General features: G+C 68.6%; 19 protein-coding genes. 15 read left to right on the plus strand and 4 right to left on the minus strand.

Going from position 1 to position 20,193, the window contains the following annotated elements:
* Positions 1–1,713: a glutamine--tRNA ligase/YqeY domain fusion protein gene (locus G554_RS0110470; protein ID WP_027587845.1), complete on the minus strand. Its 1,713-nt coding sequence runs from the start codon at positions 1,711–1,713 to the stop codon at positions 1–3.
* 135 nt (positions 1,714–1,848) lie between these two features.
* Here G554_RS0110470 and gltX point away from each other — a divergent pair, with 135 nt between their 5' ends.
* The 13 genes from gltX to G554_RS15895 all read left to right on the plus strand — a co-directional run bounded on the left by gltX (position 1,849) and on the right by G554_RS15895 (position 12,792).
* Positions 1,849–3,255 (plus strand): glutamate--tRNA ligase, encoded by a 1,407-nt coding sequence (gene gltX, locus G554_RS0110475; protein WP_027587846.1) that lies wholly within the window; start codon positions 1,849–1,851, stop codon positions 3,253–3,255.
* A 445-nt stretch (positions 3,256–3,700) separates the two neighbouring features.
* Positions 3,701–4,012, plus strand: coding sequence for a 30S ribosomal protein S10 (gene rpsJ, locus G554_RS0110480; protein WP_015071250.1), 312 nt, complete (start codon positions 3,701–3,703; stop codon positions 4,010–4,012).
* An 11-nt stretch (positions 4,013–4,023) separates the two neighbouring features.
* Positions 4,024–4,695 carry a 50S ribosomal protein L3 gene (gene rplC / locus G554_RS0110485; protein WP_027587847.1) on the plus strand — a complete coding sequence of 224 codons (672 nt, stop codon included), beginning with the start codon at positions 4,024–4,026 and terminating at the stop codon, positions 4,693–4,695.
* Complete coding sequence (gene rplD, locus G554_RS0110490; protein ID WP_027587848.1) at positions 4,692–5,615, plus strand: 50S ribosomal protein L4, sunset domain variant; 924 nt, start codon at positions 4,692–4,694, stop codon at positions 5,613–5,615. The genes rplC and rplD overlap by 4 nt, the downstream gene beginning before the upstream one ends.
* The gene (gene rplW, locus G554_RS0110495; protein ID WP_027587849.1) at positions 5,612–5,920 is read left to right on the plus strand and encodes a 50S ribosomal protein L23; all 309 of its coding nucleotides are present in this window, start codon (positions 5,612–5,614) and stop codon (positions 5,918–5,920) included. Before rplD ends, rplW begins: the two co-directional genes overlap by 4 nt.
* 33 nt (positions 5,921–5,953) lie before the next feature.
* A complete protein-coding gene (gene rplB / locus G554_RS0110500; RefSeq protein WP_027587850.1) occupies positions 5,954–6,790 on the plus strand; it encodes a 50S ribosomal protein L2 in 837 nt (278 codons plus the stop codon).
* A gap of 15 nt (positions 6,791–6,805) precedes the next feature.
* Positions 6,806–7,087, plus strand: coding sequence for a 30S ribosomal protein S19 (gene rpsS / locus G554_RS0110505; protein ID WP_015071245.1), 282 nt, complete (start codon positions 6,806–6,808; stop codon positions 7,085–7,087).
* An 18-nt stretch (positions 7,088–7,105) separates the two neighbouring features.
* On the plus strand, positions 7,106–7,570 hold the full coding sequence (gene rplV / locus G554_RS0110510; protein ID WP_071162186.1) for a 50S ribosomal protein L22: 465 nt from the start codon (positions 7,106–7,108) through the stop codon (positions 7,568–7,570).
* 3 nt (positions 7,571–7,573) lie between these two features.
* The gene (gene rpsC, locus G554_RS0110515) at positions 7,574–8,395 is read left to right on the plus strand and encodes a 30S ribosomal protein S3 (protein ID WP_027587852.1); all 822 of its coding nucleotides are present in this window, start codon (positions 7,574–7,576) and stop codon (positions 8,393–8,395) included.
* A 1-nt stretch (position 8,396) separates the two neighbouring features.
* Entirely contained in the window at positions 8,397–8,816 is a 420-nt protein-coding gene (rplP, locus tag G554_RS0110520; RefSeq protein WP_027587853.1) for a 50S ribosomal protein L16, read from the plus strand.
* A complete protein-coding gene (gene rpmC, locus G554_RS0110525) occupies positions 8,816–9,055 on the plus strand; it encodes a 50S ribosomal protein L29 (protein ID WP_027587854.1) in 240 nt (79 codons plus the stop codon). The genes rplP and rpmC overlap by 1 nt, the downstream gene beginning before the upstream one ends.
* A complete protein-coding gene (gene rpsQ / locus G554_RS0110530) occupies positions 9,052–9,327 on the plus strand; it encodes a 30S ribosomal protein S17 (RefSeq protein ID WP_027587855.1) in 276 nt (91 codons plus the stop codon). The genes rpmC and rpsQ overlap by 4 nt, the downstream gene beginning before the upstream one ends.
* 186 nt (positions 9,328–9,513) lie before the next feature.
* Positions 9,514–12,792, plus strand: coding sequence for an ATP-binding protein (locus G554_RS15895; RefSeq protein ID WP_051232910.1), 3,279 nt, complete (start codon positions 9,514–9,516; stop codon positions 12,790–12,792).
* Between the two features lie 7 nt (positions 12,793–12,799).
* Here G554_RS15895 and G554_RS0110540 read toward each other — a convergent pair whose 3' ends face one another.
* The 3 genes from G554_RS0110540 to G554_RS0110550 all read right to left on the minus strand — a co-directional run bounded on the left by G554_RS0110540 (position 12,800) and on the right by G554_RS0110550 (position 16,734).
* Entirely contained in the window at positions 12,800–13,630 is an 831-nt protein-coding gene (locus G554_RS0110540) for an ABC transporter permease (protein WP_211220463.1), read from the minus strand.
* Positions 13,627–14,655, minus strand: a complete 1,029-nt coding sequence (locus tag G554_RS15900) for a daunorubicin resistance protein DrrA family ABC transporter ATP-binding protein (protein WP_036925379.1) — start codon at positions 14,653–14,655, stop codon at positions 13,627–13,629. The genes G554_RS0110540 and G554_RS15900 overlap by 4 nt, the downstream gene beginning before the upstream one ends.
* A 159-nt stretch (positions 14,656–14,814) precedes the next feature.
* Positions 14,815–16,734, minus strand: coding sequence for a glycoside hydrolase family 2 protein (locus G554_RS0110550; protein WP_084648476.1), 1,920 nt, complete (start codon positions 16,732–16,734; stop codon positions 14,815–14,817).
* A 32-nt stretch (positions 16,735–16,766) separates the two neighbouring features.
* Here G554_RS0110550 and G554_RS0110555 point away from each other — a divergent pair, with 32 nt between their 5' ends.
* Both G554_RS0110555 and G554_RS0110560 read left to right on the plus strand, forming a co-directional pair.
* Complete coding sequence (locus G554_RS0110555; RefSeq protein ID WP_245570028.1) at positions 16,767–19,322, plus strand: excinuclease ABC subunit UvrA; 2,556 nt, start codon at positions 16,767–16,769, stop codon at positions 19,320–19,322.
* Positions 19,323–19,356: 34 nt separating this feature from the next.
* Complete coding sequence (locus G554_RS0110560) at positions 19,357–20,172, plus strand: aminoglycoside phosphotransferase family protein (protein ID WP_027587859.1); 816 nt, start codon at positions 19,357–19,359, stop codon at positions 20,170–20,172.
* Positions 20,173–20,193: the final 21 nt, after the last annotated feature.

The following is a 20,193-nucleotide window of genomic DNA, read 5'->3' on the forward strand; positions in this document are numbered from 1 at the left end:
TCAGGCCATCCGCTTCTGGATATGTGCCCACTCGTCGCGCAGCCCGACGGTCCGGTGGAACAACAGCGGGGTACGGGTGTCGGTGGCGAAATAGCCGAGCCTCTCGAACTGCACCACCCGACCGGGCTCGGCCTGGCCGAGAGCGGCCTCGAGTTTGCATCCGGTGAGGATCTCCCGGGAGTCGGGATTGAGGTCGTCGAGGGCCTCCCCGGTCGCCTCGCCGGGCACCTCGGCGGTGAACAGCCGGTCGTAGAGCCGCACCTCCGCGTCGACGGCATGGGGCGCCGAGACCCAGTGCATGGTCGACTTGACCTTGCGCCCGTCGGGTGCGTTGCCGCCCTTGGTGGCCGGATCGAAGGAGGCGTGCACCTCGACGACCTGGCCGGCCTGGTTCCTCACCACATCGGTGGCCGTCACCAGGTAGGCCCCGCGCAGCCGCACCTCGCGGCCGGGGGACAGCCGGAAGTACTTGCGTGGCGGATCCTCGCGGAAGTCGTCCTGCTCGATCCACAGGGCCCCGGTGAAGGGCACCCGGCGGACCCCGTCATCGGGGTTCTCCGGGTTGTTGACGATATCGAAGTACTCGACGACCGGGTTGCCCTCGGCGTCGGTCGGCCAGCCGTCCAGCACCAGCTTGAGCGGATGCAGCACCGCCATCCGGCGCAGCGCGGTGCGATTGAGCTCCTTGCGCACGAAGGACTCGAACTCCTCGATGGCGCGCACCGAGTTGTTGCGGGTGGTGCCGATCGCGATGCAGAAGTCGCGGATCGCCGCCGCGGGGTAGCCGCGGCGTCTCATCCCTCTGAGGGTGGGCATCCGCGGGTCGTCCCAGCCGTCGACCAGATGGTCGTCGACCAGCTTTCTCAGACGTCTCTTGGAGGTGATGGTGTGGGTCAGTTCGAGCCGGGCGAACTCGCGCTGCTTGGGGGCCGGACCGGCCAGCGGAAGGTGGGCCAGGAACCACTCGTAGAGCGGGCGGTGGCTGTTGAACTCCAGGGAGCACAGCGAGTGGGTGACCCCTTCGATGGCGTCGGACTGGCCGTGTGCCCAGTCGTAGGTGGGATAGATCTTCCAGGCGTCGCCGGTGCTGTGATGGCGCAGGTGGCGGATCCGGTACATCACCGGGTCGCGCAGCCACATGTTCTCGTCCTGCATGTTGATCCTGGCGCGCAGGCAGCGCGATCCGTCGGGGAACTCCCCGGCCCTCATCCGCTCCAGCAGGTCCAGACTCTCGGCGGCCGGCCGGTCCCGGAAGGGGCTCTCGACGCCGGGCCTGCCGTAGCCGCCGCGCTGGGCCGAGATGGTCTCGGGATCCTGGTCGTCGACGTAGGCCAGGCCCTGCTCGATGAGGTACTGGGCCCAGCGGTAGATCTGCTCGAAGTAGTCGGAGGCGTGCACCACCTTGCCGGGGTGGTACCCGAGCCAGCCGATGTCCTCGACGATGGCCTGGACGTACTCGGTCTCCTCGGTGCCCGGGTTGGTGTCATCGAGGCGGAGGTTGCAGACGCCGTTGAAGTCGGCTGCGATGCCGAAGTCGGTGACGATCGCCTTGGCATGGCCGATGTGCAGGTAGCCGTTCGGCTCGGGGGGGAACCGGGTCTGGACCCTTCCGCCGTAGGTGCCCAGGGCATTGTCCTCGTGGATGACGTCGCGGATGAAGTCCGACGGCGCTGCGGGGGTCTCGGAGGTGGGCGAGGAGGTGGGTTCAGCCATAATCCGAAAATTACCAGTAGTCGGCCGGCTCAGGTTAAGTACAGTGTCCCCATCATGACTGATGCTCCGCAGACCCCCGCACGAACCCGCGTCGCTCCCTCGCCGACCGGCGATCCCCACGTCGGCACGGCCTATATGGCCCTGTTCGACAAGGCCTGGGCCCGCCAGACCGGCGGACAATTCGTGCTGAGGATCGAGGACACCGACCGCACCCGACTGGTCCCGGGCTCCGAGGAGCAGATCTATCAGACCCTCGACTGGCTGGGCCTGGGCCCCGACGAGAGCCCGCTGCTGGGCGGCCCCTACGCCCCCTACAAGCAGTCCGAGCGGCTGGAGACCTACCAGCCCTATGTCGATCAGCTGATCGCCGAGGGTCACGCCTACTACTGCTGGTGCTCCCAGGAGCGGCTGGCCGCGCTGAGAGCCGAGCGGGCCGCCGCGAAGTCCCCGGAGACCGGATACGACCGGCTCTGCCTGGGGATGACCAAGCAGCAACGGGCCCAGCTGCCCGGTTTCACCGAGACGCCGGTGGTGCGGATGCGGATTCCCGACGACGTCGAGCTGGGTTTCCACGACCTGATCCGAGGCGAGGTCCATGCCCCTCACCCCGACGACCAGGTGATCCTCAAGGCCGACGGCTTCCCCACCTATCATCTGGCCGTGGTCGTCGACGACCACCTGATGGGGATCACCACGGTGGTCCGCGGCGAGGAGTGGATCTCCTCGACGCCCAAGCACCTGCTGCTCTACAAGTGGCTGGGCTGGGACCCTCCGCAGTTCGCCCACATGCCGCTGCTGCGTAACACCGACAGGTCGAAGATCTCCAAGCGCAAGAACCCGGCCGCCCGGCTGATGTGGTTCCGGGAGCAGGGCTACCTCCCCGAGGCGCTGCGCAACTTCCTCCAGCTGCTGGCCTACCCGACCATCGCCGAGGGCCAGGAGGTGGAGAGCTTCGAGTCCTTCACCGCCAGGTTCCGCTGGCAGGACATCTCCACCGGCGGCCCGGTCTTCGACGTCACCAAGCTCGACTGGCTCAACGGCCAGTACATCCGGGAGCTGGACGTCGACGAGCTCACCGACCGGGTGCTGGCCTTCGCGGTCTCCGCCGGACAGTTGACCGACCCCTCCGAGCAGACCATTGCCACGATCCGGGCTGCCATGCCGCTGATCCGGGAGCGCCTCACGCTGCTGTCGGAGGCCGTCCCGAAGCTGTCCTTCCTGCTGACCGGCGATGACGAGCTGGCCTTCGACGAGGACTCGGTGGCCAAGCTCAAGGGAGATCCGGCAGCCATCATGGAGGCTGCCCTGAGGGCCCTGGACGGTCTGCTGGAGGGCGGGTTCACCGCCGAGGCCATCCAGCAGACCCTCAGGACCGAGGTCTGCGAGAAGCTGGGCATCAAGCCGCGGGTCGGCTTCGCACCGATCCGGGTGGGAATCACCGGAAACCGGGTCTCCCCGCCGCTGTTCGAGTCGATGGAGATCCTCGGGAAGGCCTCCAGCCTGGCTCGGCTGAGCCGGTTTGCCTCCAGTCTCCAGGCGTGAGAGACTGTTCAGGTTGCTCCGAGCGGGTCTTGGTGCGTCATTCGTGGATTCAGTGAATCGCGGGCGGCGGACCGAGGCTCACACCACTCATCTGCGACGGGTCGCTGCGAGGCGAACTGGCGCGGTGACGGCCCCAACGCGGGTATGGCGCCTCGGAAGACGTACAAGTGCACAGTGTTCCCCGGTATTGGTTCCGTTCCCCGGTAGCTGACCTGGCGAGCTGTGGTGCTGTGTGTCCTCCTGGTGCGCGACACACCCGACCGCGGGGGCCGGTGGCAGGAGCCAGCGGAGCCCTGTGGGCGTTCCGGTGGCCTGGACAGTCGCCTGGACGATCCACCTGGAATCTGACAATGCGGGACACGGCCTCTGCCGGGTCCCATGCCGGAACCCTCTGCACGCAACGGAGTCATCCGGTGCACAGCAGGGACGAGTAGAAGGAACAACTGTGGCGGGACAAAAGATCCGCATCAGGCTGCGGGCCTACGACCACGAGGTCATCGACTCGTCGGCGCGCAAGATCGTCGACACGGTGACCCGTACGGGGGCGAAGGTCGCAGGCCCGGTGCCGCTGCCGACCGAGAAGAACGTGTTCTGTGTGATCCGTTCACCCCACAAGTACAAGGACAGCCGCGAGCACTTCGAGATGCGCACGCACAAGCGGCTCATCGACATTCTCGACCCGACCCCCAAGACCGTCGACTCGCTGATGCGTCTCGACCTGCCGGCCGGCGTCGACATCGAGATCAAGCTTCCGTGAGGTTGAGCACCATGAGCAATGAACGCAAAGTGAAGGGCGTGCTGGGCACCAAGCTCGGTATGACCCAGCTGTGGGACGAGAACAACAGGGTCGTTCCCGTCACCGTGATCCAGGCCGGGCCCTGTGTGGTCACCCAGGTGCGGACCCCCGAGACCGACGGCTACTCCGCCGTCCAGCTCGGCTTCGGCGCCGTCAAGGCCAAGAAGGTCACCAAGCCGGAGGTCGGCCACTTCGAGCGTGCCGGGGTCACCCCCCGCAAGCACCTCGTCGAGCTGCGCACCTCCGATGCCTCCGAGTACACCCTCGGCCAGGAGCTCGGTGCCGACGTCTTCGAGGCCGCCGAGCTGGTCGACGTGACCGGCACCAGCAGGGGCAAGGGCACCGCCGGCGTCATGAAGCGCCACGGCTTCCACGGCCTGCGCGCCACCCACGGCGTCCACCGCAAGCACCGTTCGCCCGGTTCCATCGGTGGCTGCTCCACGCCTGGCAAGGTGCTCCGCGGCATGCGGATGGCCGGCCGGATGGGCAATGACCGCATCACCGTCCAGAATCTTCCGGTGCACTCGGTCGACGCCGAGCGCGGGATCATCCTGGTCCGGGGAGCCATCCCCGGGGCCAAGGGCTCCCTCGTCGTCGTCCGTAGCGCCGCCAAGCAGGTCGCCAAGAATGGGGATGCCGCATGAGCGAGAACAAGACCGTCGACGTCCTGAACGCGAAGGGCAAGAAGTCCGGCTCCGTCGAGCTTCCCGCCAGCATCTTCGACGTCGAGCCGAACATTCCGCTGATCCACCAGGTCGTGGTGGCCCAGCAGGCAGCTGCTCGTCAGGGCACTCACGCCACCAAGACCCGGGCCATGGTGTCCGGCGGTGGCAAGAAGCCGTGGCGCCAGAAGGGCACCGGCCGCGCTCGTCAGGGTTCCACCCGCGCCCCGCAGTGGGTCGGCGGCGGCACCGTGCACGGTCCGCAGCCGCGCAGCTACGCCCAGCGCACCCCCAAGAAGATGGTCGCCGCCGCCCTGCGAGGGGCACTGTCGGATCGGGCTCGCGAGGGTCAGCTGTTCGTGGTGAGCTCCCTGGTGGACGGCACCAAGCCCTCCACCAAGACCGCCAAGGCCGTGCTGGCCTCGATCGGTGAGCTGAACAAGGTGCTGGTGGTGCTGGGCCGCCAGGAGGAGAACTCCTGGCTGTCGGTGCGCAACCTCGCCGAAGTGCATGTCCTGGCCGTTGACCAGATCAACACCTACGACGTCGTCAAGTCCGATCAGATCGTCTTCACCAAGGCCGCCTTCGATGCCTTCGTGGGCACCGGATCGGTCTCGGCACAGGCCCCGCAGGCCATTGCCGCCGAGGAGACCGTCCCCGAGACCGACACCGTCGACCTGCACCCCTACGGTGACGAGTCCTTCCGTGGCGACAACCCGCCCGCCGGTTTCGACATCAAGGGCAATGAGGACTCGATGAAGTTCCACACCCCGGAGTCGCCCTGGTACGGGCGCACCATCGCCGAGGTCTGGTTCGCCAACACCAAGGCCGCTGAGGCCGCTGGTTTCGTGAACGCCGTCAAGTCCGAGAAGTCGGACCCCGATGAGGAGGACGCCAAGTGAGCGATCTCAAGATCCGCGACCCGCGCGACATCATCCTCGCGCCGGTCGTCTCCGAGAAGAGCTACAGCCTGCTGGACCAGAACGCCTACACGTTCCTGGTGAAGCCGACCGCCAACAAGACCGAGATCAAGATCGCCATCGAGCAGATCTTCGACGTCAAGGTCACTGGTGTGAACACGATCAACCGCAAGGGCAAGACGCGTCGCACCAAGGATGGCCTGGGTAAGCGCAAGGACACCAAGCGAGCAATCGTGACGGTGGCCGAGGGCGATCGCATCGACATCTTCGCCGGCCAGGGCGAGTGAGTCCGGACAGCGAAAGACAAGGAACGAAGATCCATGGGTATCCGAAAGCACAAGCCGACAACCCCGGGCCGTCGTGGCTCGAGCGTGTCGGACTTCGTTGAACTGACTCGCTCCACCCCCGAGAAGTCGCTGCTGGTCTCCAAGCCGAAGACCGGCGGGCGCAACAACTCCGGGCGGATCACCACCCGCCACATCGGTGGCGGTCACAAGCAGGCCTACCGCATCATCGATTTCAAGCGGTATGACAAGGACGGCGTGCCGGCCAAGGTCGCTCACATCGAGTACGACCCCAACCGCAACGCGCGCATCGCCCTGCTGCACTTCGCCGACGGCGCCAAGCGCTACATCATCGCCCCCCAGGGGATCTCCCAGGGGACGCCGATCGAGTCAGGCGTCGACGCCGACATCAAGCCCGGCAACAACCTGCCGCTGCGCAACATCCCGGTCGGCACCACGGTGCATGCCGTGGAGCTGCGTCCCGGTGGTGGCGCCAAGATGGGCCGTGCGGCCGGTGCCGCCGTCCAGCTGGTGGCCCGCGAGGGCAAGTACGCCACTCTGCGTCTGCCCTCGGGCGAGATGCGGATGGTCGACATCCGCTGCCGCGCCACCATCGGCGAGGTCGGCAATGCCGAGCAGTCCAACATCAACTGGGGCAAGGCCGGTCGCACCCGCTGGAAGGGCGTCCGCCCGACCGTTCGTGGTGTCGTGATGAACCCCGTCGACCACCCGCATGGTGGTGGCGAGGGCCGCACCTCCGGTGGCCGTCACCCGGTGAGCCCCTGGGGCAAGCCCGAGGGCCGCACCCGTAACAAGAAAAAGGCGAGCAGCCGTCTGATCGTGCGTCGCCGCAAGTCCGGCAAGAAGCGCTGATTGGGAGTCTGAGGTATGCCACGCAGTCTTAAGAAAGGCCCCTTCGTCGATGAGCATCTGGCCAAGAAGGTCGATGCTCAGAACGAGGCGGGTACGCACAACGTCATCAAGACCTGGTCGCGTCGTTCGATGGTGACCCCCGACATGATCGGGCACACCATCGGCGTTCACGACGGTCGCAAGCATGTGCCGGTCTTCGTCACCGAGGCGATGGTCGGCCACAAGCTCGGAGAGTTCGCCCCGACCAGGACCTTCCGGGGTCACGTGAAGGACGACAAGAAGGCGCGCAGGCGCTGACGAGAGGGAAGCTGATTCATGAGTAACACACAGAATGAGCCCAGCCGTCGGCGCGAGGCGCTGCTCGGCGACCGTCCCGGGTCGTTTGCGATCGCTCGCCACGTGCGGATGAGCGCCACCAAGTGCCGCCGGATCGTCGACCTGGTGCGCGGGATGGACGCCGCCGACGCGGTGGCCATGTTGAAGTTCCAGCCGCAGGCCGCGGCCGAGCCGGTCGGCAAGGTGGTCGCCTCGGCGATCGCCAATGCCGAGCAGACCGAGGGTCTGCGGGCCGATGACCTGTTCATCTCCCAGGCATTCGTCGATGAGGGCGTCACCATGCGCCGGATTCGTCCCCGTGCCAAGGGTTCGGCCAGCCGGATCCTCAAGCGCGCCGCCCACATCACCGTGGTCGTCGAGCCCAAGGACGCCCGCCCCGAGCACAAGAAGGCCAAGAAGGGCCGTCCCACAACAACTGTCAAGACCGAGACGAAGGGAGCCTGACACATGGGGCAGAAAATCAATCCCATTGGTTTCCGTCTTGGTGTGACGACCGATCACACAACCCGCTGGTACGCCGAGAAGCAGTACGCCGAGCTCGTGGGTGAGGATGTCAAGATCCGTGACTGGCTCAAGAAGAACCTTGAGCGTGCCGGAATCTCATCCATCGAGATCGAGCGCCGCTCCGAGCGAGTGACCATCTACCTGTACGCCGCCCGTCCGGGCATCGTCATCGGCCGTAACGGTGCCGAGGCGGAGCGCGTGCGCGGTGAGCTCGAGAAGCTCACCGGCAAGCAGATCCAGCTGAACATCCTCGAGGTCAAGAACCCCGAGACCGACGCCCAGCTGGTCGCCCAGGGCATCGCCGAGCAGCTCGCTGCCCGCGTGGCCTTCCGTCGCGCCATGCGCAAGGCCCAGCAGTCGGCCATGCGCTCGGGGGCCAAGGGCATCCGCATCAAGTGCTCCGGCCGTCTGGGCGGGGCCGAGATGAGCCGCTCCGAGGGTTACCGCGAGGGTCGCGTCCCGCTGCACACGCTGCGCGCCGACATCGACTACGGCTTCTTCGAGGCCCGCACCACCTTCGGTCGGATCGGCGTCAAGGTCTGGATCTACAAGGGCGATGTGACCGGCACCCGTGCCGAGCGCGCCGCTCAGAAGGCCGCGCGCAACGCCCAGCAGGCGTCCGGACGTGGCGGGAATCGCGGTGGCCGTCGTGGTGGCGGTCGTGGCGACCGTCCCGACCGCGGAGGCCGTCGTCGCGCCGAGGCCGCCAAGCAGCCCGCAGAGGCCGGCGCCAAGGCGCCCGAGTCCGAGAACGCAGGAGCCTGACATGTTGATTCCTCGTCGAGTGAAGTACCGCAAGCAGCACCACCCGGGCCGTCGTGGCCTGTCCAAGGGTGGCAATGAGCTGGCTTTCGGTGACTACGGGATCCAGGCCCTCGAGCCCGCCTACCTGACCAATCGTCAGATCGAGGCTGCTCGTATCGCCATGACCCGTTACATCAAGCGTGGCGGCAAGGTGTGGATCAACGTCTACCCCGACCGCCCGATGACCAAGCACCCTGCCGAGTCCCGAATGGGTTCCGGCAAGGGCACACCTGAGTGGTGGATCGCCAACATCAAGCCGGGCCGGGTGCTCTTCGAGCTCGCCGGTGTCCCGGAGGAGATTGCTCGCGAGGCCATGCGCCTGGCGATCCACAAGCTCCCGATGAAGGCTCGTTTCATCTCTCGTGAAGGCGGTGAGAACTGATGGCGAAGACTACTGCCGCTCAGCTCCGCGCACTGTCCGGCGATGACCTGAGGGCCAAGGTGTCCGAGCTGAAGGAGGAGCTGTTCGGGCTCCGCTTCCAGTCGGCCACCGGCCAGCTGGAGAACACCGCCCGGCTGCGTGAGGTCCGTAAGGACATTGCACGGATCTACACCGTGCTCCAGGAGCGCAACCTCCACATTGTTGAGGATCCCGATGCCCCGAAGGAGGCCGCTGAATGAGCGAGAAGACCGCTGAGGAGCGGACCACCAGGCGCAAGGTGCGCGAGGGCATGGTCATCTCCGACAAGATGGACAAGACGATCGTGGTCGCCGTCGAGGACCGGGTCAAGCACCCGCTCTACGGCAAGGTCATGACCAAGACCGTGCGCCTCAAGGCTCACGACGAGAACAATGACGCCGGCGAGGGCGACCGCGTGCGGATCATGGAGACCCGTCCGCTGTCGGCCACCAAGCGCTGGCGCCTGCTGGAGGTCGTCGAGCGGGCCAAGTGATCCCGGCCGACTGATCGATCGCATCGAGTCCGTGAAGGGCCCGCCCCCACCGGGGCGGGCCCTTCATCGCGTTCTCGCGCGGGTACCATCCAGCTGTCCGATCCGTCGGCGAGCGCCCCGCAGGTCTGCGGGTCCGCCATCTCCGGGCATTCCGGGCCGAGGGGCGCCGACAAGTACACTCGGCCCGTGAATGAGGCCAGTACACCGCACTGCCGGGTCGGAGTCCTGGGTCCGGTCGTCGTGGAGTCGGCCTCCGGCGGCCTCGTCGAACCCGGCGGGGCGACGTCGAAGGCGCTGGTGGTCGCACTGGTGCTGTCCCACGGCCCGAGGTCCCTGCGGGGGATCGTCGACGAGATCTGGCAGGACGCCCCGCCTCGCAATGAGAGGGCCGCGCTGCAGACCCTCGTGTCGAGGGTCCGTGCCACCGCATCCGACGGGCTCATCATCTCCACTCCCGGCGGCTACCGGCTGGGGGCCGCCCCCGAGGACTGCGACCTCGCGGTGGCTCAGCAGGCGCGCGACGCCGGACGGGTCGATGCCGAAGGCGGCGAGTGGCCCGCCCTGGCCCGCCGCACCGGCCGCGCCCTGGCGCTGTGGCGCGGCGAACCCGGCGGTGATCTCGGCGACACCGAACTGGCCGGGCGGCTGGCCGATCTGGCGGCGGAGCTGTTCAGCGATCTCACCGTGCTGCACGCTCGCGCGATGCTGGGCGGCGGCGACGGGATCGGTGCCCTTGACGACCTGGCCGCGGTGGCCGAGGCCGATCCCCTCAACGAGGAGATCGAACTGCTGAGGCTTCGGGCGATGGTGGCCTGCGGCACGCGCAACGATGCGTTGCGCGAGTTCGAGAGGTTTCGCAGGGTGCTGCGGGAGGAGCTCGGTACCGACCCCTCGGCCGAGCTGCTGGACCTGCAGGCCGAGTTGTTGCAGGCCACCGGCCACGAGAGCAGGCGCACGCTGAGGGTTGGGATCCGAGTGACTGCCAACGCGCTGCTGGGCCGCGACGAGGACATCGTGGCGCTGGAGAGGAGGATGGCCTCCCACCGGCTGACGACCATCCTCGGCGCCGGCGGGCTGGGCAAGACCCGGCTGGCCCAGGAGCTCGCGGCACGGGCCGCCGAGCACACCCCGGGTGTCGTGGTCGTCGAGCTGGCCGGCGTGCGGACCGGCCAGGACGTGCCGCTGGCACTGGCCAGCACCCTGGGGATCCGTGAGAACTCCGGGAAACGCTCGGCTCTGAGCGATCCGGCCGTCCAGATCGACGTGCGGGCGCGCATCCTGCGGGCCCTCGACGAGCGTGCGACCCTGCTGGTGGTCGACAACTGTGAGCACATCATCGACGACATCGCGCGATGGGTCGACGACATCCTCTCGGCCACCCGTTCGGTCCGGGTGCTGGCCACCAGCCGGGCCCCGTTGATGATCGCCGCCGAGCACGTCTACCAGCTCCAGCCGCTCCCCTCCACCGACCGGGACGGGGACCAGGGGCCGGCCGTGCGGCTCTTCATCGAGCGTGCGCGGGCCGCCAGGCCCTCGGTGTCCCTGCCGGGGCAGACCGTCGCGCGGCTCTGCGACCGCCTTGACGGGCTTCCGCTGGCGATCGAACTGGCCGCCGCGCGGGTGCGGGCGATGTCGGTCGAGGAGATCGAGCGGCGCATCGGCGACCGGTTCTCACTGTTGCGCGGCGGTGACCGTACGGCCCCCGAGAGGCACCGCACGCTGCTGGCCGTGATCGACTGGAGCTGGAACCTGCTGAGCCCCTCCGAGCAGCGCTCGTTGCGGCGGCTGTCGCTCTTCGCGGACGGTTTCGGGGCCGACGCCGCCCGAGCGGTGGCGGGCGGCCAGGACATCGAGGCCGATCTGGAGGGACTGGTCAACCAGTCCCTGCTCACCGCCTCCGATGTGCCGCGCAGCGGCCACGTGCGCTACCGGATGCTGGAGACGGTGCGCGAGTTCGCAGGACAGCGTCTGGATCGTTCGGGGGAGCGGGAGGAGGTCGCCGAGCGGGCGCGGCAATGGGCCGACGCCTTCTCCCGGCGAGCACTGCGCAGCACCTACGGACCGGGGCAGGTGGCCACCTTCCAGGCCGTCGAGGAGGAGCAGGACAACCTCGTCGAGGTGCTGCGCCACGCCGTCGCCGTCGAGGATGCCGCCGTCGCCGCCTCGGTCTTCTCCGCCCTCTCGCTGCACTGGATGGTTCGTGGCGCACACTCGGAGGTGGCCTCGCTCAGCGCGGAGGTGCTCGGCCTGCTGCGCGGGAGCCGTCCTGACGGGGACCATCGCGACCAGACCGTGCTGGCCCTGGGACTGATCGGCGCGACCAGCCTGATGGACGACCTGCCGGAAGGCATGCGGGCCCTCGCCCGAATGCGCTCGCTGGTCGCGCAGCGCCCTCCCGAGGACCCGCAGCTGGCGGCTGTGGTGGAGCTGCTGGCCGGACTGCCGCGCTTCGAGAGGGTCGCAGCGGTGGCCCGGAGACAGCGCAGCAGCGCCATCCCGATGGTCTCCGCGGTCGCCCACCTGCTGGTCTCCCAGCTCGACGAGAACAACGGCGAGGTCGAGACGGCGCTGACCGAGGGGTTGATCGCCTACCAGCGGGCCAGGACCGCCGAGGACGTCTGGGCCACCGGCACCGCTGCGCAGGGGGTGGCCCAGCTGTACAGCGAGATGGGCCGTCCCGAGCAGGTGCGGGAGTGGGTCGACCGGTGTCGTCCCCATCTCGAGAAGCTCAATGCCGGCGAGGACCTCCTCCAGCTGGACTGGACCGAGGCGATGAGTGATGTGGCGCTCGGCCACCAGCAGGGCGCCGAGGAGGTCTTCCGCCGGCTGATCGTGGCCGAACCGGCCAATGAGGACCGCGACGGTCTGAGCTTCCGGGCTCTCGGATTCATCAGCCTCGCCGAGGTCGCTGCAGCCGACGGAGACCTGGCCAGATGGCAGCAGCTGTACACACAGGCCGAGCAGGTGTGGGGTCCGGCATCGGTCGGCGCCGGATCCTGGTGGTACTACGGGGCGGCCGGCGGGGTCCTGGTGGCCTCGGCCCGAAACAACACCGCACTGGCCCCCGAGACGGCCCGGATCGCGCGACGGATCCGTCGCCGGCTCGTGCTGGCCGACCGGGTGCGACCTGCGGTGGCGGTCGACCGGCCGATGAGCGGCCTGGCAGCTCTGGGTCTGGGGGTCTGGCTGCTGGCTCCCGAACGGGGCGACGACCCCGGCCTGCGCGCCGTGGCCCAGGAGATCCTGGCTCTGGCGCACGCCGTCGGTGCCCGTCAGAACTTTCCCTCGCTGAGCTGGGCGGCCGTGACCGGTCTGGTGCTGGGCTGGCACCCCGATCTCGACCTGACCGGGGCGCTACGGCGAGCCGGTGAACTCGCCATGCCCGTGCGATGGGAGCGCCTGGTGGAGCTGATCCGTTCGGTACGGATCGACCTCGGGGAGGTTCCGCCCCACCCTCGGCCCTGAGCCTCGCTCACGCCTTGCGCATGTAGGCCCGTACGGTCAGCGGGGCGAACACCGCCACGATGACGGCCGCTCCGATCAGCGTGATCCAGACATCCTCCCCGACGGTGCCCTTGTTGGTGAGATCTCGTACCGCGGTGATGAGGTGGGAGATCGGGTTGGCCTCGGCGAACCACCTCAACCAGCTCGGCAGCGTCTGGACCGGGACGTAGGCATTGGACAGGAAGGTCAACGGGAACAGCACCAGCAGCGAGATGCCCTGGACGCTCGAGGCGGTGCGGGCGATGACGCCGAAGAAGGCGAAGATCCAGCTGATCGCCCAGGAGCAGCCGATCACCAGCAGGCCGGCCAGTACCACGAAACCGACTCCGCCGGCGGGGTGGTATCCCATCAGATAGCCCATCACGAAGGTGAGGGTGGTGGCGATGGTGTACCGGACGGTGTCGGCCAGCAGCGCACCCGACAACGGTGCGATCCGGGCGATCGGCAGGGACCGGAACCGGTCGAAGACCCCCTTGTCCATGTCCTCTCGCAACTGCGTCCCGGTGACCACCGAGGTCGTGATGACGGTCTGGACCAGGATGCCCGGGATCAACGTGGGCAGATAACTCTTGACATCCCCGGCGATCGCCCCACCGAACAGGTAGGCGAACATCAGAGTGAACAGGATCGGCTGGACGGTGACGTCGACGAGCTGCTCGGGTGTCCGCCGGATCTTGATGAGCCCGCGGTAGGCCATCGTCAGGGTGTTCCTGATGTTCTGCGAGGGGCTCGTCCGGTTACGCAGCTCGCGATCCCGGGCCGGGACGATCGGAGTCATCTCTCCTGCCATCGTGCTCATGCCAGCACCTCTTCCTTCTCGAGGGGAATCGTGTTCCCGGTGTTCGTGTCCTGATCGGCGGCATCGTGGCCGGTGAGAGTGAGGAAGACCTCGTCGAGGGTCGGCTTCTGGACGCTCATCTCCGCCAGTCGCACATCGGCCCGTCGCAGCGCGATGAGCAGGTCCGTCACCCTCTCGGCATCGGCCATCGGAGCAGTGATCCGCGATGCCTCCGGGGAGAGCGCGGCGCGGACCCCGAGCACCCTCTCCACCTCGCGCACCGCCACCGCGGTGTCGGCAGGATTCTCCATCCGGAGCTGGAGGGAGGAGGTGCCGACCGAGGCCTTGAGCTCATCGGAGGTGCCCTCGGCGACCACCCTGCCCGAGTCGATGACGGCGATCCGGTCGGCCAGCTGGTCGGCCTCGTCGAGGTACTGGGTGGTGAGCAGCACGGTGGAGCCGCTGGCCACCAACGCGCGGATGGTGTCCCACATCTGGCCGCGGGTGCGCGGGTCCAGTCCGGTGGTCGGCTCGTCCAGGAAGATCAGCGGCGGCTGGGAGATGAGCGAGGCCGCCAGGTCCAGACGGCGTCTCATCCCTCCGGAGAAGTTCTTGAGGGGACGGCGGGCGGCGTCGGTCAGCCCGAAGCGCTCCAGCAGGTCGGCGGCCTTGGCCCTCGACTCGGCGCGCCCCAGCCCGAGCAGGCGGGCGAAGATCACCAGGTTCTCGGTGGCCGACAGGGTCTCGTCGACCGAGGCGAACTGCCCGGTCACCCCGATGAGCTGGCGCACGATCTGGGGCTCGCGCACCACATCGTGGCCGAAGATGCGGGCGGTGCCGGCATCGGGTCGCATCAGGGTTGCGAGCATATTGATCGTGGTGGTCTTGCCGGCCCCATTAGGGCCGAGCACCCCGTAGACGGTGCCGGCGGCGACGCTCAGGTCGACGCCGTCGACCGCTCGGTTGGTCCCGAATATCTTGACCAGTCCGTCGGCCCTGACGGCCCACTCCTGGTCTGCGCGGGCATCCTGACCCGGTGCGTTCATGGTGTTCCTCCCTGTCGTGGATTCGACTCGAGAAGCCTGGCGCCGACGACTTTCAGACCGCTTACGGACGCTGTCATGGTGCTGATGAGCACTGACAGCGATGAATGGGATCCGGATGCGCCGGATCCGGCAGCACCGGAACCGGTCGAACGGCGGGGACTAGTCGTCTGCCTGATAGGCCGCCGGGCGCTGCTGGGCCGCCCGGACCCGGTCGACATCCAGCTTGTGGGAGCGGTCGAACCGGTAGATCCCGTTCCTCTCCTGGAAGACGTCGGTCAGCTGCGTGTAGCAGTAGCCGAACATCTGAGGATCTGCCAGCAGGACGCCCGTCAGGCCTGCGAAACGGGCCTGGAACTGCTCCTCGGAGCCGACCCGGTCGCCGTATCCCCAGGACTCGCGGACGTCATTGCCATCGGCGGAGGCGGCCGCCGCGGGGTCCCACCAGATGCCGCCGAACTCGCTGATGAAGTAGGGCTGGCCGGCATAGTGGATCGACCACTCGGCGTCGTCGCCGCGATTGGCGAAGGGGTGCTCGTGCGCCAGTCCGCCGACCAGTTCGGCGAATCGGTCGGGATCCTGCTCGTAGTTGTGGGCGTCCCAGATGTCGGTGCCGGGGTCGCGGTGGGAGTAGCCGCTGGCGTCGAGCACCGGTCGGGTGCCGTCGGCCAGCCGGGCGGCCGTCACCATCGCGTGGGTGACGTCGTCGAGGACCATCTGGTGGTCGGTGAGCTCCTGGAAGGTCTCGTTGAGCGGGCACCATCCGATGATGGCGGGGTGGGAGCGGTCGCGTTCCAGTTCCTCGGTCCACTGGGCGACGAAGGAGGCCGTCGGTTGCTGATGGTCGCCGCGCGGCCCGCCCACATTGGCGCCCCAGTCGGCGAACTCCGCCCACACCAGGTAGCCGAGCTGGTCGGCATGATAGAGGTAGCGCTCCTCGACGACCCTCTGGTGGAGCCTGGCCCCGTTGAACCCCGCCGCCATGGCCAGCTCGATGTCTGCACGCAGCTCTCGGTCGGTCGGTGCGGTCATCAGCGACTGCGGCCAGTAGCCCTGATCGAGCACCAGACGCTGGAAGACCGGCTCGCCGTTGATGAGCACCGCCCGATCCCGGATGGTCACCGAGCGCAGCCCTGCGTAGCTGGCGATCCGGTCCACGGCGCGTCCGCCCTCGTCGCGCAACGCGAGCCGGAGGCCATAGAGGTGGGGATTCCGCGTGGACCAGAGGCGAACCTGCTGCTCGGGGATCTGGAGCCACAGCGCCGGTTCGCGGTCGAGATCGGCCCGCACGTCGGCCTGTGCGACCGGCGTACCGTCCGGCGCCTCGAGAATCGCCTGGACCGACCATCCCGACCGGTTGGCGGTCAGCGGCACCCTGACCCGGAAGCCGCCGGCGGCGACCTCTGGGACGACGATCGGCCTGCCCATCCGGGTCGGAGCGACCGGCTCGGCCCAGACCGTCTGCCAGATGCCGGTGGTGCGGGTGTAGTAGCAGCCGTCGTTGGCGTACTCGGTGGACTGCTTGCCGCGAGCCTGGGAGCCGGTCCGGGGATCCCGGGCGCGCACCACCAAAGTCACCTCATCACCGGGACCGGCGACGCCGTCCAGGTCGGCCGTGAAAGGGGTGAATCCGCCCCGATGGCGTGCCACCTCGACGCCGTTGGCCCATACCGTCGCGTCATGGTCGACGGCCCCGAAGTGCACCAGGACGTGGACCTCCTCGGCCACCTCGCGCCAGGCCTGCGGCACGGTGATCCGACGCCGGTACCAGACCGCCGCCATGAAGTCGGTGTCGCCGACCCCGGACAGCTCGGACTCCGGGGCGAATGGCACGGTGATCACCCCGGACAGCTCACGGTCGACCAGGCCGCGCTCCCGGCCCGAGTCGGACCGGTCGATCTCGAACTGCCATGTCCCGTTGAGGTTCAACCAGTGCGACCGCGCACAGCTGGGCCGCGGATACTCGGGGCGGGGCACCGGCCGACCCTCGAGGGTGAGCCCGACGGGTTCCAGGCGGGAGGACAGGGCAGAAGCGAACTGGGGTGATCGAGCCGGGCGGGATCGGCTGGGATCGGGAGACATGGCTCCATTCTTCAACGGGGCAGGATGGGGGCATGGACCGACTCCCCGACGATCACGCACCCGGCACCGCATCCCATGACAGCCACTCGCCTGGAATGGCCGGTCGTGGCGCGGCGGTGAGTCACATCGCAGTGCGCGGCGCGCGGGTGCACAACCTGCGCGATATTGATGTCGACATCCCGCTCGGAGCTCTGGTCGGGATCGCCGGCGTCTCCGGATCGGGAAAGTCCTCGCTGGCCCTGGGGGTGCTCTACGCCGAGGGATCCAGGCGCTACCTGGAGGCGCTGTCGACGTACACCCGGCGGCGTCTCTCCCAGGCATCGCGGGCCGCCGTCGACTCCGTCCAGCACGTGCCGGCAGCACTGGCGCTGCGTCAGCGCCCCGGCGTCCCCAGCGTCCGCAGCACCTTCGGCACCGCCACCGAACTGCTCAACAGCCTGCGGCTGATCTACTCCCGGCTGGCCCGCCACCGCTGTCCCAACGGCCACTACCTGGAGCCCACCGCCGACGTCGCCCTGGACAAGCCGCTGATCTGCCCGCAGTGCCGGGCGCAGTTCCGAGCCCCGGGGGCCGAGGCGCTGGCCTTCAACTCCGCCGGTGCCTGCCCGCGCTGCTCGGGAACCGGGGAGGTCCGTGACGTCGACGACGCCACCCTGGTCCCCGACGAGTCGCTGTCGATCGAGCAGGGCGCCGTGGAGCCCTGGAAGATCATGGGGTCGACCCCCAATCCCCGGGTGGTGGCCGAACTCGGGGTGCGCACCGACGTCCCCTTCGCCCAGCTGAGCGAGGCCGAGCGACGGATCGTCTTCGCCGGTCCCCAGGTCAAGCGTCACATCATGCTGCCCGCGCGCAATGGCAAGGTCTTCGACCTCAACTGGACCTACCGCAATGCCCGGGTGGCGGTCCAGGAGGCGCTGGCCGGTGCGAAGTCCGAGAAGGGACTGCAGCGGATCAATCGATTCCTGTCGGTGCAGACCTGTCCCGACTGCGGCGGCTCCCGGCTCAGTGAGGCCGCCAGGGCCCCGCTGGTCGACGGCCGCAACCTCGCCGAGGCCACCGCGATGACCCTCCAGCAGCTGGTCGACTGGCTGCCCGGGCTGGCCGACACCGTTCCCGGTCCGATGCGCCAGATGGCCACCGAGATCACCTCCCAGATGGCCGAGACCGCCCAGCGGCTGCTCCAGCTGGGGCTGGGATATCTGTCCCTGGACCGGGCTGCCTCGACCCTGTCGACCGGCGAGCGGCAACGGGTCCAACTTGCCCGGGCGGTGCGGAATCGCACCACCGGCGTCCTCTACGTTCTCGACGAGCCGTCGATTGGCTTGCACCCCTCCAATGTCGACGGCCTGCTCGGGGTCATCGACGACCTGCTCGCCGATGGCAACTCGGTGGTGATGGTCGACCACGACGTGAGGGTGCTGCGCCGCGCCGATCATCTGGTCGAGATCGGCCCCGGGTCAGGGGCCGACGGCGGCACCGTGGTGGCCCAGGGCAGCGTCGCTCAGCTGGCCGCCGACCCGCACTCGCGGATCGGACCATTCCTGTCCGGCGCGGCTCGGGTGCGGATGGACCGACCACCGGCGCCGCGGACCGATCAGCTGATCCGGATGCAGACCGGCCCGCTGCACACCGTCGGTCCACTGGATGTCGGGATCCCCCAGGGCCGGCTCACGGTCGTCACCGGGGTCTCGGGATCGGGCAAGACGACGATGGTCCTGGAGGCCCTGGTACCGGGCCTGCGCGCCCTCATCAAGGGGGAGACGCCGCCCGCCCCGGTCCGCAGCATCGATGCTCCCGGGGTCCGCCGTGTCAACCTCATCGACTCCACCCCGATCGGGGTCAACGTCCGCTCGACGGTGGCCACCTACTGCGGAGTGATGGATGAGCTGCGCAAGGCTTGGGCCGCCACCCCGCAGGCCCGTCAGGCCGGACTGGGTGCCGGTGACTTCTCGTACAACACCGGGTCGCTGCGCTGCCCGACCTGCCACGGTACCGGGACCATCTCGCTGGACGTGCAGTTCCTGCCCGATGTCGAGATCGGCTGTCCCGACTGCGGCGGCTCCCGGTTCAGCCCGGCCGCCGACCGGATCCGCCGGCCGGTCCCCGACGCCGATGACCGGTCCGTCACGGTGCCCGAGCTGCTCGGCCACAGCGTCGCACGGGCCAGGGATCTGGTCGGCGACATCCCAGCTGTGAGACGACGCCTGGACACCCTCATCGACCTGGGCCTGGGATACCTCACTCTCGGGGAGTCCACCCCTGCGCTGTCAGGAGGGGAGGCACAGCGGCTCAAGCTGGCCTCCGAGATGACCCGCGACCAGGCCGACACGGTCTTCGTCTTCGACGAGCCCACCGTCGGGCTCCACCCGCTCGACGTCGAGACCCTGCTCGGAGTGCTGGGCCGGCTGCTGGCCCACGGCGCCACCATCATCGTCATCGAGCACGACCTGGACGTCATCGGGCATGCCGATCACATCATCGACATGGGTCCCGGTGGCGGCACGGCCGGCGGACGGGTCGTTGCGACCGGCAGCGTCGGCGAGATCGCCGCCGATCCCGATTCGGTGACGGGTCAGTACCTGCGGTGACCCGGAACGATCCGATGTGCCACAATCGGCGGCCGTGACCAGCACACTCAGCGAGATCGTCGGCCGGGGGCGCACCTCCACGGTCTACGCCCTCGATGACGGCACGGTGATGAAGACCTACCCCGACGGTACCGACCCCGGCGTCATCAGCGCCGAGGCCGAGGCGGCCGAGCTGGCCTACCGGCTCGGCGTCCCCGGCGTCCGCTGTCTCGGCCTGGCCGAGCGCGACGGCCGCCAGGGGATCATCTTCGAACGGTTGGACGGGCAGTCGCTGACCGCCATCGCCGAGCAGGACCTGAGGCGCTTCCCGCAGGTCTGCCGGGTGCTGGCCGACCATCACGTCCTGATGCACTCGCGGATCGCGCCCACTCTGCCCGATGTCCGCGACAGGGCGGTCGCACTGCTGGAGGCACCACCGCTGGCCGGCCTCACCGAGACCGAGAGGGCCGCCCTGCGCGAGCAGTTGCCGGCCCTGCCCGAGGGGGACCGACTGCTGCATCTGGACATCCATCCCCAGAACATCTTCAGCCACCACGGCGGCTACGCGATCATCGACTGGGCCTCGGCCTGCCGGGGAGACGCCGCCGCCGACGTCGCGATGTCGGTGCTCCTGATGACCGAGGCCCAGCTGTGGCCGGGTACTCCGCCGCTGAAGAGGGTGCTCTACCTGGCCTCCCGCTCGGCGATGCGGACCCGCTACCTGCACAGCTACTGTGCGCAGACCGGGATGACCCGCCGGGAGATCGTCCGGTGGATGACCTGTGTCAGGGTGCTGAGGCTGGGGATCCTCGACGTGGTGGGGGAGCGGGCGGCCCTGCTGGCAAGGATCCGACAGGGGATCGAGAAGTAGCCGACGGCAGGCCAGGGCCGC

The organism is Acidipropionibacterium thoenii DSM 20276, assembly GCF_000423445.1.
Classification (GTDB): Bacteria; Actinomycetota; Actinomycetes; order Propionibacteriales; family Propionibacteriaceae; genus Acidipropionibacterium; species Acidipropionibacterium thoenii.

Excerpts from the sequence above, each read along its gene's own strand:
- G554_RS0110470 (WP_027587845.1), bottom strand. The coding sequence starts at position 1,713 with ATGGCTGAACCCACCTCCTCGCCCACCTCCGAGACCCCCGCAGCGCCG.
- gltX (WP_027587846.1), top strand. The coding sequence starts at position 1,849 with ATGGCCCTGTTCGACAAGGCCTGGGCCCGCCAGACCGGCGGACAATTC.
- rplC (WP_027587847.1), top strand. The coding sequence starts at position 4,024 with ATGAGCAATGAACGCAAAGTGAAGGGCGTGCTGGGCACCAAGCTCGGT.
- rplD (WP_027587848.1), top strand. The coding sequence starts at position 4,692 with ATGAGCGAGAACAAGACCGTCGACGTCCTGAACGCGAAGGGCAAGAAG.
- rplB (WP_027587850.1), top strand. The coding sequence starts at position 5,954 with ATGGGTATCCGAAAGCACAAGCCGACAACCCCGGGCCGTCGTGGCTCG.
- rpsS (WP_015071245.1), top strand. The coding sequence starts at position 6,806 with ATGCCACGCAGTCTTAAGAAAGGCCCCTTCGTCGATGAGCATCTGGCC.
- rplV (WP_071162186.1), top strand. The coding sequence starts at position 7,106 with ATGAGTAACACACAGAATGAGCCCAGCCGTCGGCGCGAGGCGCTGCTC.
- rpsC (WP_027587852.1), top strand. The coding sequence starts at position 7,574 with ATGGGGCAGAAAATCAATCCCATTGGTTTCCGTCTTGGTGTGACGACC.
- rplP (WP_027587853.1), top strand. The coding sequence starts at position 8,397 with ATGTTGATTCCTCGTCGAGTGAAGTACCGCAAGCAGCACCACCCGGGC.
- rpmC (WP_027587854.1), top strand. The coding sequence starts at position 8,816 with ATGGCGAAGACTACTGCCGCTCAGCTCCGCGCACTGTCCGGCGATGAC.
- rpsQ (WP_027587855.1), top strand. The coding sequence starts at position 9,052 with ATGAGCGAGAAGACCGCTGAGGAGCGGACCACCAGGCGCAAGGTGCGC.
- G554_RS0110540 (WP_211220463.1), bottom strand. The coding sequence starts at position 13,630 with ATGAGCACGATGGCAGGAGAGATGACTCCGATCGTCCCGGCCCGGGAT.
- G554_RS15900 (WP_036925379.1), bottom strand. The coding sequence starts at position 14,655 with ATGAACGCACCGGGTCAGGATGCCCGCGCAGACCAGGAGTGGGCCGTC.
- G554_RS0110550 (WP_084648476.1), bottom strand. The coding sequence starts at position 16,734 with ATGTCTCCCGATCCCAGCCGATCCCGCCCGGCTCGATCACCCCAGTTC.
- G554_RS0110555 (WP_245570028.1), top strand. The coding sequence starts at position 16,767 with ATGGACCGACTCCCCGACGATCACGCACCCGGCACCGCATCCCATGAC.